General features: G+C 31.4%; 11 protein-coding genes, 3 tRNA genes and 1 riboswitch. Of the genes, 1 reads left to right on the plus strand and 13 read right to left on the minus strand.

Annotated features, from left to right (window positions below; genetic code table 11):
* Positions 1-30: 30 nt before the first annotated feature.
* On the plus strand, positions 31-783 hold the full coding sequence (locus AB8U03_RS12410) for a polysaccharide deacetylase family protein (RefSeq protein ID WP_369704872.1): 753 nt from the start codon (positions 31-33) through the stop codon (positions 781-783).
* Between the two features lie 184 nt (positions 784-967).
* On the opposite strand, the gene AB8U03_RS12415 is transcribed toward AB8U03_RS12410, so the two are convergent.
* From AB8U03_RS12415 to AB8U03_RS12475, 13 genes are all read right to left on the minus strand, one after another.
* The gene (locus AB8U03_RS12415; RefSeq protein ID WP_369704873.1) at positions 968-1,579 is read right to left on the minus strand and encodes an IDEAL domain-containing protein; all 612 of its coding nucleotides are present in this window, start codon (positions 1,577-1,579) and stop codon (positions 968-970) included.
* 82 nt (positions 1,580-1,661) lie between these two features.
* The gene (locus tag AB8U03_RS12420; RefSeq protein ID WP_369704874.1) at positions 1,662-2,321 is read right to left on the minus strand and encodes an HAD family hydrolase; all 660 of its coding nucleotides are present in this window, start codon (positions 2,319-2,321) and stop codon (positions 1,662-1,664) included.
* A gap of 225 nt (positions 2,322-2,546) precedes the next feature.
* Positions 2,547-3,731, minus strand: a complete 1,185-nt coding sequence (locus AB8U03_RS12425) for a class I SAM-dependent methyltransferase (protein ID WP_369704875.1) — start codon at positions 3,729-3,731, stop codon at positions 2,547-2,549.
* Positions 3,732-3,775: 44 nt separating this feature from the next.
* Positions 3,776-5,095 (minus strand): hemolysin family protein, encoded by a 1,320-nt coding sequence (locus AB8U03_RS12430; protein WP_369704876.1) that lies wholly within the window; start codon positions 5,093-5,095, stop codon positions 3,776-3,778.
* Positions 5,096-5,249: 154 nt separating this feature from the next.
* Positions 5,250-5,333: transfer RNA gene (locus tag AB8U03_RS12435), tRNA-Leu, on the minus strand.
* A gap of 69 nt (positions 5,334-5,402) precedes the next feature.
* Positions 5,403-5,478: transfer RNA gene (locus AB8U03_RS12440), tRNA-Lys, on the minus strand.
* A 2-nt stretch (positions 5,479-5,480) separates the two neighbouring features.
* Positions 5,481-5,555 (minus strand) — tRNA-Gln (locus tag AB8U03_RS12445).
* A gap of 143 nt (positions 5,556-5,698) precedes the next feature.
* Positions 5,699-7,603: an EAL domain-containing protein gene (locus tag AB8U03_RS12450; protein WP_369704877.1), complete on the minus strand. Its 1,905-nt coding sequence runs from the start codon at positions 7,601-7,603 to the stop codon at positions 5,699-5,701.
* 174 nt (positions 7,604-7,777) lie between these two features.
* Positions 7,778-8,956 carry a 30S ribosomal protein S1 gene (gene rpsA / locus AB8U03_RS12455; protein WP_369704878.1) on the minus strand — a complete coding sequence of 393 codons (1,179 nt, stop codon included), beginning with the start codon at positions 8,954-8,956 and terminating at the stop codon, positions 7,778-7,780.
* 121 nt (positions 8,957-9,077) lie between these two features.
* Complete coding sequence (locus AB8U03_RS12460; RefSeq protein ID WP_369704879.1) at positions 9,078-10,049, minus strand: P1 family peptidase; 972 nt, start codon at positions 10,047-10,049, stop codon at positions 9,078-9,080.
* A gap of 58 nt (positions 10,050-10,107) precedes the next feature.
* Positions 10,108-10,698 (minus strand): ECF transporter S component, encoded by a 591-nt coding sequence (locus tag AB8U03_RS12465; RefSeq protein WP_369704880.1) that lies wholly within the window; start codon positions 10,696-10,698, stop codon positions 10,108-10,110.
* Positions 10,699-10,845: 147 nt separating this feature from the next.
* The gene (locus AB8U03_RS12470; protein ID WP_369704881.1) at positions 10,846-12,363 is read right to left on the minus strand and encodes a hypothetical protein; all 1,518 of its coding nucleotides are present in this window, start codon (positions 12,361-12,363) and stop codon (positions 10,846-10,848) included.
* A gap of 263 nt (positions 12,364-12,626) precedes the next feature.
* Positions 12,627-12,803: riboswitch (cobalamin riboswitch) on the minus strand.
* Between the two features lie 80 nt (positions 12,804-12,883).
* Positions 12,884-13,081 carry an alpha/beta-type small acid-soluble spore protein gene (locus AB8U03_RS12475; protein ID WP_369704882.1) on the minus strand — a complete coding sequence of 66 codons (198 nt, stop codon included), beginning with the start codon at positions 13,079-13,081 and terminating at the stop codon, positions 12,884-12,886.
* Positions 13,082-13,161 lie beyond the last annotated feature (80 nt).

Here is a 13,161-nt window from a genome sequence, read left to right on the forward strand (position 1 = left end):
TTAAAGAAATAAAATAAAAGGAGATTTAAAATGAAATTCAAATATTTTTTATCAGCTCTACTATACACTTTATATATATCATTAAACTGCACGGCTTCTGTGAACGCTTTTTCAGGAATTTCACCTTCTTCAGGAAACGACCTAACTGCCTGCCCTAAAAACAAGATGATATATCTTACTTTTGACGACGGTCCCAGCACAGAAGTCACCGGAAAAATACTGGATATACTAAAGGATAAAAACGTAAAAGCAACATTTTTTGTAATAGGATATAAAATAAAAGGTCATGAAGAAATACTGAAAAGAATGGAAAATGAGGGACACAGCATAGGACTTCATACATATACCCATAAATGCAGCAAGATATATTCAAGTCCTGATTTTTTCTTAAATGAAATGGATAAAACTGATGAAGAAGTAGAAAATGTTTTAGGCTTTAGTTCTAAAATAATAAGGTTTCCCACCGGAAGTAAAGGTCATCTAGATGAATCTCTTTTAGAAAGATTACATTATTCCGGGTATAAAATATATGACTGGAATCTATGCCTGTCAGATGGCATAGATTATAGAACATCTGTCAGTAAACTATACCAGGAAGGTACAAAAAAATGTATTAATCCAAATAAAATATTTTTACTGGCACATTGTGACAGTAAAAATGAAAATACCTGTCAGGCATTGCCCAAAATAATAGACTACTATAGTAATTTAGGCTATCAGTTTAATGCTATTACGGAAAATACTCCTGAATACCATTTTAGAGTCACAAATCAAATCCATTAATTTTCAGGAATAAGTTTATTTTCTCCCAAGTCCCAGTCCATCGACATGCACTGTCATCCTTTTTATTTTCATAATATCATACATTTAGCTGAATGAGCTTCCATACTGTCAAAAACCTGTATAACATAATATTGTATATTATCCCTTTTATCCTCATGAGCAAATACAAATTTTGTTCAAAATATCATCTTCCTCTATTTTTTAATTCATCGCAGAGAAAATTAAACAGCTCCTTATCTTTAGCATCCAATGCTCCATCTATCAATATATATAAAACTTCTGCATGCAATTTATCTCTTTCTATCTTACTTAAAGGATTTATAATATAATTCATATAATATATAAAAGAGTCACTTACCTCAGTTAAATGCACACTTTTTAGTATATTTATATAGGATCCCAATTCTTTTCTTGAGATGACAAAAAATAACTTAGTACAATTATTTCTTGAAGATATTTTTATCATCCTTTTATTGAGAAACATCAATTCTATTTCTCCATATTTTTTTATTTCAAATTTTTTGCTTTTTATATTTGAATCCTTAAAAGAAGTTAAAAACTCTATATATCTCAAGAAATTTTTTTCATCAAACTCAAAATTATTTAAAATAGTTTTAATACCACATCTTCTCTTAAAAGAAGCTTTATATTTATTACATCCCTTAGCATTTTTTTCTGTTGAAGTCAAAATACTGTCTACAAATCTATCCATTGCTAAATTCGGAACAAGTTTCACTCCATATTCAAATCTCCTGTTTTCCTTTTTACTGTGAACAACAAAATTACTTATATCCATAGTTTATCTCCTTTTTTACATTATTGTATTATTATAAACGAAAAAAGTAATTTTTTGCGTTTATCCACAATATTAAAAAAGTTTAAAAAACAATTTTTTTAAATTCCCTTAACATGCAGCAAAAAGAGTTGCATATAAAATCTGCCTTTGACAATTCTTGGTTTCCCGAATTCAAATTTTTAAATGCCATGCAGTACATTCCAGCTTTTTTTGAAGCCTCCACTCCATTTTTAGAATCCTCTACCACTATACAATGTTCCGGTCTTACATCTAGAAGTCTCGCTGCTCTTAAAAATATATCTGGAGCAGGCTTGCTATTTTTAACATCGTCACCTGTAACAAGCCGGCAGAAATATTCTTCCAATTTAAGTCTTTTAATGACAATTTCTATAACATTTATTGGAGATGAAGATGCTACAGCTAATTTTAAATTTTTGCTGTAAAGGAACTTTATAAGTTCATCCACACCTTCTATTGGTTTTATATCTTCATTTTTTTTTAAATTGGTTAAATACAAATCTCTATCTCTTTTCACCAGTTCCTCTAGAGAGTTAGATAAATTATATCTTCTTTTAATTGTTTTCCATTCATAATAACTTGTGGTTCCTATAAAACTAAGTTGTTCTTCCTTACCCATTTTTACACCATATTCAGCTAACAACTCGTCATTTAATTTTTTGTGCAATGGTTCACTGTCTATGATAACTCCATCCATGTCAAAAATAACTGCATCTATAATCATACATTATCTCCTCTTTATATTTTACAATATATACTGACTTTCAGCTTATATCAAGTCATTCTTAGGTTCAAGGGTAAATTTGCTCATAAAGAATACTTTTGCCGTGCCTTAAACCTTAGAAGAACTTCTCCAGGAACGTAACATTGCTTATATTCTGGGGAGGCCAGCAATGATAACCATGGTATAAAAAAATCAGAGTATACAGCTCTGATTTTACAACATAATTTAATCTTCATACAAATATTTTCTAGTCATAGGAAGCTCATTATTAAGTCCTTTAGTAAACACAAATTGATGTATATCAACTACTCCATAGTGAAATGAAGCTGCACAAGCATTTAGATAAAGCCTCCACATCCTTATAAATCTGTCATCCTTAATTTTTTTTATTTCATCTAAATTCTTTTCAAAATTTTCAGCCCAGCATTTCAATGTTTTAAAATAATGCAGCCTCAAACTCTCTGCATCAACTAGATGAAGATCGTTATCTGCCATCAAACTAACTAATTCTCTTATAGATGGAATATATCCACCAGGGAATATATATTTTTTTATCCATTCATTTGCTTCTCCCTCTGTCTGTGCAGTAATACAATGAAGAAGAGATACTCCACCTTCATTTAACATCTCTTTTACATCTTCCATATAAACAGGCAAATTTTTCTTTCCTGAATGTTCGATCATTCCCACACTTACTATTCTATCAAATTTATCCGTTTTACCTAAAAGTTCTCTATAATCCAATAACTTTATTTCAACTTTTCCCTGCAAATTATTTTCACTCACTCTTTCAGTAGCTTTTTTATATTGTTCTTCACTTAAAGTTATTCCCAGGGCATTTACTCCATATTGCTTTGCAGCCTCAATAACAAGTTCTCCCCAGCCGCAGCCTATATCCAAAAGCCTTTGATCTTTTTTTAAGTTCAGTTTTTTCAATATATAATTTACCTTGTTTATCTGTGCTTGATAAATAGAATCATTTTCATCCTTAAAATATGCACAAGAATAAGTCATGGTTTTATCGAGCCAAAGACTGTAGAAATCATTTCCTAAATCATAATGATATTGTACATCCTTCTTGCTTTTCTTTAAGGTATTAGGAATAACTTTATACAATTTCGAAAACATATCCGCTTTATTTAAAAAACTTTCCTTATTTTTATATACTGATTCTATAATTTCTCTAATATTTCCCTGAAAGTCCAGAATATTATTCATATAAGCTTCTCCAAGAGTGAGAAAAGGATCTCTTATAATATCCTTCTTAGGTATATCTTCATTTATGTATATCTTAAATTTCACCTCTCCCTCTCCATATTTTTCTTCTGTACCGTCCCAGTATCTAACCTGGACAGTGTCTGAAAATACATTTTTCAAAAAATTTCCAAAAAATATTTTGTCTAAATTCATCTTACATCTCTCCTTTTATATAACTCATATACAAACAGGCACAGCTAAGAATTTGTTTTTTTAGGGGTATATATCTTCAAACTTTCTATTCTTTTCTCATCTACTTTTTCCACTTTAAAAATTACATCCCCATATTCTACTGTGTTTTCCTCTCCTTCTTTTGGGATACTTCCCAAAAGTTCTACCACAAATCCTCCTATAGTATCTGAATTATCTGATTTTAAATCTAAATTCAAAAATTCATTTACCTCATCTATGGATAATAGTCCACTGACCAGATAAGTATTTTGATCAATTTTATTTATATACTGTTCATTATCGTCATATTCATCAAATATGTTTCCCATTACCTCTTCAATTAAATCCTCTATGGTTACAATTCCTGAAAATCCTCCATATTCATCAATTAAAATGGCCATATGATTTTTAGTACTTTGGAGTTCTTTAAAAAGTACATCTATATTTTTGTTCTCCGGTACAAAATATGGAGTTCTAAGCATTGATTTTATGTCTATATTATTGACTGAAGTCTTCATCAATTTGGCAAACAAGTCCTTAATATAGAGTATTCCTATTATATTGTCTATATCATCTTTGTACACAGGTATTCTGGAATACTTTTCTTCAATAATGCTTTCCACGGTGTTTGAATCCAGATCATCTATATCTATAACAAATACTTCCGTCCTCGGAGTCATGACTTCCTTTGCCAGTTTGTCATCAAACTTAAATACTCCTTCTATCATTTCCTTTTCAGATTGATTAAATACACCGGTTTCCTGCCCTTCTTCCAGCATAGATCTGATTTCTTCTTCTGATACTCTATTTTCAATGTCTTCTGTACTTACATTGAACAATTTCATGAGAATAGTAGTGGATCCTGATAGCAATTTCACAAATGGCAGCATTATTTTACTTATAAATAAAATAGGTTTTATCAATGCCATTGACATTGCTTCTGAATTTTGAAGTGCAATTCTCTTTGGAAGTAATTCTCCAAACACAAGGGTAACATATGATAATAATATTGTAATGACAATTACGGATACTTTATCACTATAGGGAATGCTCAATTTATCTAAAAAAACCGCAAATTTTGTTGACAGGGTAGTAGCTGCAAATGCACTGGCAAAAAATCCAGCAAGAGTTATTCCTACCTGTATAGTAGCTAAAAAATTACTAGGTTCTTTTAATAATTGTAATATTATTTCTGCCCTTTTATTCCCTTCTTCTGCTAAATAACTAATTCTGCTCCTATTTAAAGCGACTATGGCCATTTCTATGGCTGAAAAAAATGCATTAATCACCGTGAGTACTAATATTAACATAAGTTCAAATACTATACTCTGCCAGGTAACATCCATGCTAAATCAAACGCCCTTTCATCTATTTTTTAAGATAATAAATAGGAATTAGATGATAAGTCTAATTCCTGCAATAAAATTCTCAACCATTCTATAGTACTATATAATCTGTAAACCATTCTTATCATTTAAAATGAATTTTATTGTAAATAAGTGGTGCAGGTGAAGGGAGTCGAACCCCCACGCCATAGGCGCTAGATCCTAAGTCTAGTGCGTCTGCCAATTCCGCCACACCTGCATATATAAAAATAAATATTAGGATTTTATCATGTTAATCTATACCGCAAAATTTATAATCTCAGTTCAATGGTGGCTTACCGGGGAATCGAACCCCGGACACCATGATTAAAAGTCATGTGCTCTACCAACTGAGCTAGTAAACCCTTGGCTGGGATGGCAGGATTTGAACCTACGAATGATGGAGTCAAAGTCCACTGCCTTACCACTTGGCTACACCCCAATAATTTAATCTTATATTTACAACAAGATAAATTACTTGTTAAATAATTCCCATATTTAAATTAGAATTTTTTGTAACTGCAAGATAAATTATAAAGCACAATTTTTGGAATGTCAATAGCCTTTTTCTTCTCCAACAGATAACTAAAGCTGAAGGTCCTTTTTCTCTAAAAACATATTTATATCTTCTGGAGGCATTGGTTTGCCAAAATAATATCCCTGAATTTTATTACAATTTTCTCCCTCTAAGTATTTAATTTGTTCTTCCATCTCCACTCCCTCTGCCACCACTTCTAATTTCATCTTATGGGCAAGTTTTATTATTTCTCCAGTTATAATATCTTCATATGAGTGCTTACATATACCATCTATAAAAGTCTTATCAATTTTAAGAGTATTTATTGGAATACTTTTTAAGTAATTTAAAGAAGAATATCCACTTCCGAAATCATCCAATGCCACTCTGACTCCCATATTTTTAAGTTCAGTTATTACCCCTAGATTCAATTCAAGGGACTCCATCATAACACTTTCAGTTATTTCCACTTCCAAATATTCAGGTTTTAAATCCGTTTCTTCTAAAACCTTTCTAACTGTACTTAAAAAATTACTGTCCTTAAGCTGTATTGGAGAAACATTTATGGATATAAAATCATAAGAATACCCCTTATCTTTCCATTTCTTATTTTGTATACAAGCAGTTTTAAGGACCCACTCGCCTATAGACACTATGATCCCTGTTTCTTCTGCCAGGTTTATAAATTCCAGAGGCATAACCCATCCAAGTATGGGACTGTTCCATCTAATTAAAGCTTCAAATCCAACTACCTTTTTAGTTTTTATATCAACTTGAGGTTGATAATATAATATAAATTCATTGTTCTTTATTGCTTTTCTCAATTCTCTCTCAAGTTCTGTCTTCTTTAAAATCTCATCATACATAGATTTTTCAAATAACCTATAAGAATTTTGGCCTGATAATTTAGCTTTATTTAACGCTATATCTGCATTTCTAATTAGCTTCGCAACTTTATTCCCATCTCTAGGAAAAACTGTTATGCCTATATTAGCTGACACCAAGGCTTCATTTCCATCAAAATTCCACAGTCCACTTATTGTATCCACTATATATTTAGCTAAATCATTTAATTCTATTTTATCATTCATCTCACGTTTCAAAAGCAAAAATCCATCTCCACCCATTCTTGAAACTATTCCAATATTCAATTTTTTCAGGGTGTTTCCTATTTTTTTTAATAATTTATCACCATACTCGTATCCGAAAATGTCATTTATACTTTTAAAATTGTTCAATTCGATTTGAAATATTGAAAAACTGCTTCTGGGGTATTTTTTAATTTGATTCTCAACCTCTTTCATAAAATAATTCCAATTATATAAATTAGTCAGCTGATCATAATAAGCCATCTTTGCCATTTCATCATATCGAAGTCTAAACTTTTTATATGATGCATATAATTGTTCGTATGTACTGTAAAGTTCTGTATAATTTTCACTTGTAACTTTGGTTCTGTCTGAGTCTTCAATCAATCTATATTCCAATTTGGCTAATACCATGAATTCATTACGAAAGAAGTTAATAATTTTTTTCATATTTTTTTCTGAAATAACAGGTACTCTCATAATCCTATTGATATATTCCCTATTTCCCGGGCCAAATTCATCTGATTCTTCTATAGCATTTTTTCTATAACTTTCCTCAAAAAATACTGGGTTTAAAAAAGTTGTTGCAATATGTTTTTTATTTATAATTATAGGTATGCCTATGTAAATCAGACCATTATAATGTTTATAAATTCCGATCTTATTTCCCCTATCAATCTGCTTAAGTATATCCTCTTCATGCCCATCACATACCGATCCAGGATATAAATGAGATTTAAATGGTACATTAAATACATCTCCATTAATATATTTTATTAAACATGATATCCCCGTTATAGAGTAAAAACTCTCCATTAAATCTTTAAACTCAGGTATGTCTACCACATTTGACAACCTATATTCCATATTAACACCAACTTTCATCTATACTGCATATTTTAAAAAACCTATTTAAACGTCTACTGTGACTGTGTTATATACATATAAGCATTACATAATATATCATATTAAAATTTGTTTTGTTCTTTAAATACTCTTATTATTTATATGCCCCATATGGAAAGTATATAATCATTTTATAGATTATATAAGCGCTCTTTAATCAAATTTTATATTCTTTAATTTATCTTTAAATAGATCACCTAAAGTAACTTCCCCATTAGCATTATCTACATATTCTTTAAAGTCCCCTTTAGAGCTATCTTCAGCCTCTTTTATGCTGAGTGACATTCTATTGGCTTTTGCATCTATATTGAGTATTTTTACTTTTACCACATCTCCTACACTTAAAACATCCGAAGGTTTCACAATATGTTCTTGAGATATCTCAGATATGTGCACAAATCCTTCCAACCCAGATTGAATTTCCACAAAAGCACCTATATTTATAATTTTGATCACAGTTCCTTGAACTATATCATTTAATTTATATTTTTCATTTACTTTACCCCAGGGATTATCCTCCTGATTCTTCATAGAAAGTGAAATTCTATTTTTTTCTTTATCCACATCTAAAACATAAACCTTAACATGGTCTCCTATAGATACCACTTCAGAAGGATTTTTTATTCTCTTCCATGAAAGTTGAGAAACATGTACTAATCCATCTACGCCACCTAAATCAATAAATGCTCCAAATCCTGTGAGTCTACTTACAATTCCTTCCCTTTCCTCACCCTTGTGTATATTATTCCACAGCTGTTCCGCTTTTTTCCCCAGTTCTATTTGTTCAACTTCCCTTCTGGACAACACAATTTTATGCTTACTCTTATCTAATTCAATTATCCTTACAGATAAAGTTCTATTTATAAAATCCTTTAAATTATTTACATATTTTACCGAAAGCTGAGATGCAGGTATAAAAGCTCTTAAATCATATAAACCCGCCAGTACACCACCTTTTACTACTTCCTTTACAACTACCTCAAAGGTTTCCCTGTTTTTAAACAAGTCTTCAATTTTATTCCAGGCTCTTATTTCATCAGCTTTTACCTTTGACAATAACAAGCCCTCTTCCCCACTATTTATGTTAACTATATATACATATATTTCATCTCCAACTTTCAAAAGTTCTTCCATATTTGTATCTTCTTCTTTGCATATTTCATTTTTAGGCAATACTCCGTCCACCATGTAACCGATATTTACCATAGCCTCTTTATCAGTTATGGAAATAACCTTTCCTTTTACTATTTCTCCATTTTTTACATTCTCCATAGTTGAATCGATTTGATCTATAATTTCATTCATTGAACTTACTTCCTTATCATATGGCATTAAAATATCTCTCCTTTTATATTTATAATTACAGCATTTCAGCAGTCAACAGTTATATTTTATCACAAATACTAGCCATAAAGTCAAACTTTAACTCTAACTTTCAATAATTATCAAGTAATTACTTGGTATGCTGGATATCTTTATAGCTTTTATATCCTAAAATTGAGTCTGCGCTTTTTACAGCTCTTACAATAGCTTTTTCTACAACTTCAGCTGCCAAGAATCCTACAACGCTCAAATCCGCCTCAACTTTTCCCGTACCCATGGAAAATATGGTATCCCCATCAAACATTGAGTGCGCCGGCCTCATGGCTCTTCCATAACCATTATGTGCCATAGATGCAACTTTATTCATTTCAGATTTTGTAAATTTGCCATTAGTGGCTACAACTCCAATGGTAGTATTTCCGGTAAATAAATTTTTCTTATTGGAATATCTTGAAATCATTATACTTTCGGTACCTGCAAAAGATCTTTTATCTTTCCTTAAAGCACCTGCTATTATATTTCCGCTGCTGCTGTCTATTACATCCCCAAGACAATTTACTGCAACTACTGCCCCCACTTTAAGTTCACCTACTTGAAGAGCAAAGGAACCAAGTCCTCCTTTCATTGCATACTTACCTCCTAATATTTTTCCAACAGTTGCTCCTGTTCCTGCTCCTATGTTACCATTTTCACATAAATTCAGCTTGGAATTTATACAAGCTTCATATCCCATGGACTTATCCGGTCTTATTTTATAATCACCTATGTTGAGATCAAATAGAACTGCCCCACAAACTATAGGTACTTTTGTAACGGTTACATCAAAGCCAATATTTCTTTCTTCTAAATACTGCATTACTCCGCCTGCTGCATCCAATCCAAAGGCACTTCCTCCTGCAAGAACTACTGCATGAATTCTATCCACTAAATTAACAGGATTTAACAGATCCGTCTCACGGGTACCAGGTGATCCCCCTCTTACATCCACTCCAGCAACTGCTCCATTTTCACATATAACTACAGTACATCCTGTAGGGCCCTTTAAATTTTGAGCATTTCCTATTCTTATTTCCTCTATACTATTAAATGAAATTTCCCTCATTTTTACCTCCATATTATAAAACCCCAAGCTTATACAGGCTCAGGGTTAATTTCATATTTTATTTATGTCTCATCTTAGTAATGGCAGTGACAACAGATACCGTAATAAGTATAGATAAAATCATTTCAGGCATCCCATTTGTAAAAGCTACAACTAATATTCCCTTTTTAGCTGCACTTAAACTTATATTTAGTGCCTTGGCATAAGGACCCAAATATATAATATATATCATGCCCAGCACACCTATGGTATTTATTAATGACCCAATGGCAGCAGCTATTCCTATAGATAAAACTTCTTTTTTCATTCTTATAAGCTTAAATACGTAATAACTTCCCACTCCTATAAGTATTCTTGGCAAAACAGATACCAGAGGATTCATAAATACAAAAGAAACAGGGGTAGGCGTAGTTATAGATTGAATCACGCTAAATATACCAAAGATAAGTCCTACCATAGCACCTACAAGTGGCCCTTCTAAAACAGCCCCTATTATAACAGGTACATGCATTATAGTGGCTTTCACCGGTGGAATAGGTATAAAACCCAATCCAGTTACACCAAGTACAATAGAAATTGCAGACAGCATGCCAATTATGGCAATCTGTCTAATACTAAGCTTTGACCATGTTTTTAATTGTCTTTCCATAAGTTTTCTCCGTTGTTATTCATTTTGATATAACACGGAACCTCCTTTATAAAATTTAGTTCAGTTTTTTAACAAATACTGACGATTTTATTTTACCACTTTTAATGGAAAGTGCAATAAACTAGTCAAAAAAACACAATCTTTTTTTCAATCTCTATGTATTGGAAATCCCTCCTTAAAATACTCTTCGGGATACAATAAATCTACTGTTTTTCTCCTGCTGCATTTTCCATCTTCCATAAATATCTCAGGTATTCCATTTAAATTTATCCTTATATTTTTTAATGGAAATATATCACATATGTTTTTTATACACTCAGCCACAGAATTATTTTTTGATCTTTTTATATATTCCACTATCTTATCGCCCTTCAACCAACCTGAACCTCTATACCCGTCATCATAATTCACTACAGTACATTTCAACTTATCTTTGTCATTTCCAGATATAGAAGACATGAAAAAGGTTTTAACCATAATGTCATCCAGCGGCAAACTATACCCTGCAAAAATTATATGTTTTGCATTTTTCATAAGAAGTCCCATTTCAGTTTTCAATTCTTCTAAAGTTGGTACACTTTTTTCCCTTGAAAGACTCTGTATTATAAGAGTCATATCATAAGGATAAGTTATTTGTCCACAATAAGGACACTCTATGGCCCCTCTTTTATATATTTTTTCTTTTTCCGTTGTATACTTCCAGTTTTTTTGTAATGTTTTTAAAATAGATGGTCCAAAAACCTCTGTAGATAGTCTATCCCATCTTTTTGCAAAGCTAATTATGGATTTACCGCATTCAGGGCAGACCCTGGAACCAAACATACCATGGGGAAACAGTATCTTTCCTATCCTCATTATTCTAGAAGGATAATTATAATCATTTATGCTTTTACATTGAGGTTCATCCGTGACATACCATATACCAGATTCATCATCATTCAATTGGGCAGAAGATATCTGAGTTCCAAAATCATCATATAACTGCAATTTTAGACCATCTTTTAGTCTAATAGGTTTTTCGTTTTTCTCTTTATTGGCATTGAATAAATTCCAGAGTATTATAGGATCCCAATTAAAAGATATTATGGCATAGGAATAAAGATAAAATCGTCTTGTATCCCTTCTATAACCTCTGTTTTCAAATGCCTGTGCCTCTTCTATCATAAGATCTACAAGTATTTTTGCAAATTGATAATAAGGTTCCATTTTTTCTCTGTCTGCATATCCAGGAGTATTTTGTATACTAAACCTCTCCATCTCTTCAATAATCAAAATAAGACATCTCTTGGCTGCCTGAACCCTTTCCACCCTTAAAAATTGTGTTTTTCCATGGGAAAAAGCGTTAAATCCCATATTATTGTCAATAAGTTGATCAAGCATAGTAAAAAGTTCGTGCATGTTAAACTTGGTGTTGGTGTTTATTATAGCCTCAAGAGCTTTTAAATCATATATCTTAGACATCTTAGAGTCTTTAGTTAAATCCTCCATGATTAATTTTTCAAAAGCATTAGCCAATTTTTCATCTTTTCCATTCAAAAAGGAAAAATCCCTTTTACTTATTTTTAAAATAAGCTGCATCAACTCATTAGTTGCATGAAGCCCTAAGCTTTTAGTTGCACCCGCTCCCCAAAGTATAACTGTTTCAGGCCAATATTTTTCAGACATGATGTATCCTTCCTTTTAAATTTATTTGAAGCAATAGCTATTTTTAAAATATTATAACCTAATATAAGATCTTTAAAACACAAAAAATGCACTTATTCATCCATAATAAGTGCATTATTAAAGGGATTAGATATGTTTAAGTTAACACCAAACATATATATAAAAAGGGACTTCTTTTGGAAGTCCCTGATTACCATATTACAAAACTGCACTATTAAAAAATAGTACCAGTATTACAATTGATAAATCCTTCCCTCCGAAAGATCTCTATACAAGTATAGGCAGGTTTCCTGACTATCGGATCATCCTCTTTTTTCCTTCCCAGAAAATACTCCAGTGGAAATTTAAAATCGTCACCTGATACAGTAGCGGGGGCTGTAATGGTATTTCACCATATTCCCTTTTAATTATAATATAAACCGTATACTTTATTATCAAATTATAGATTAATTATATTCTTATTATTTATATTCGTCAAGTAACTATTTATATCTTTTTTCATTTATCTTAATACATGTAGTTACTTTAATCCTTGCTCATAAGCCTCTATCATCTTTTTTACCATCTGTCCTCCTATTGAGCCTGCTTCCCTTGATGTAATATCACCATTATATCCATCTTTTAGATTTACTCCTACTTCTCTAGCTGCTTCCATCTTAAATCTATTAAGACCTTCCTTTGCCTCTGGAACTAAAGTTTTATTTCCATTACTTGCCATAGTGAATTCCTCCTTCACATTCTCATAGATTTTTTTATTGAAGTATTTTATTTAATTGTGTATCTAGAGTTTATGTAATT

Source organism: Clostridium moutaii, assembly GCF_041205085.1.
Taxonomy (GTDB): Bacteria; Bacillota; Clostridia; order Clostridiales; family Clostridiaceae; genus Clostridium_B; species Clostridium_B moutaii.

Excerpts from the sequence above, each read along its gene's own strand:
- AB8U03_RS12410 (WP_369704872.1), top strand. The coding sequence starts at position 31 with ATGAAATTCAAATATTTTTTATCAGCTCTACTATACACTTTATATATA.
- AB8U03_RS12415 (WP_369704873.1), bottom strand. The coding sequence starts at position 1,579 with ATGGATATAAGTAATTTTGTTGTTCACAGTAAAAAGGAAAACAGGAGA.
- AB8U03_RS12420 (WP_369704874.1), bottom strand. The coding sequence starts at position 2,321 with ATGATTATAGATGCAGTTATTTTTGACATGGATGGAGTTATCATAGAC.
- AB8U03_RS12425 (WP_369704875.1), bottom strand. The coding sequence starts at position 3,731 with ATGAATTTAGACAAAATATTTTTTGGAAATTTTTTGAAAAATGTATTT.
- AB8U03_RS12430 (WP_369704876.1), bottom strand. The coding sequence starts at position 5,095 with ATGGATGTTACCTGGCAGAGTATAGTATTTGAACTTATGTTAATATTA.
- AB8U03_RS12450 (WP_369704877.1), bottom strand. The coding sequence starts at position 7,603 with ATGAAAGTTGGTGTTAATATGGAATATAGGTTGTCAAATGTGGTAGAC.
- rpsA (WP_369704878.1), bottom strand. The coding sequence starts at position 8,956 with ATGCCATATGATAAGGAAGTAAGTTCAATGAATGAAATTATAGATCAA.
- AB8U03_RS12460 (WP_369704879.1), bottom strand. The coding sequence starts at position 10,049 with ATGAGGGAAATTTCATTTAATAGTATAGAGGAAATAAGAATAGGAAAT.
- AB8U03_RS12465 (WP_369704880.1), bottom strand. The coding sequence starts at position 10,698 with ATGGAAAGACAATTAAAAACATGGTCAAAGCTTAGTATTAGACAGATT.
- AB8U03_RS12470 (WP_369704881.1), bottom strand. The coding sequence starts at position 12,363 with ATGTCTGAAAAATATTGGCCTGAAACAGTTATACTTTGGGGAGCGGGT.
- AB8U03_RS12475 (WP_369704882.1), bottom strand. The coding sequence starts at position 13,081 with ATGGCAAGTAATGGAAATAAAACTTTAGTTCCAGAGGCAAAGGAAGGT.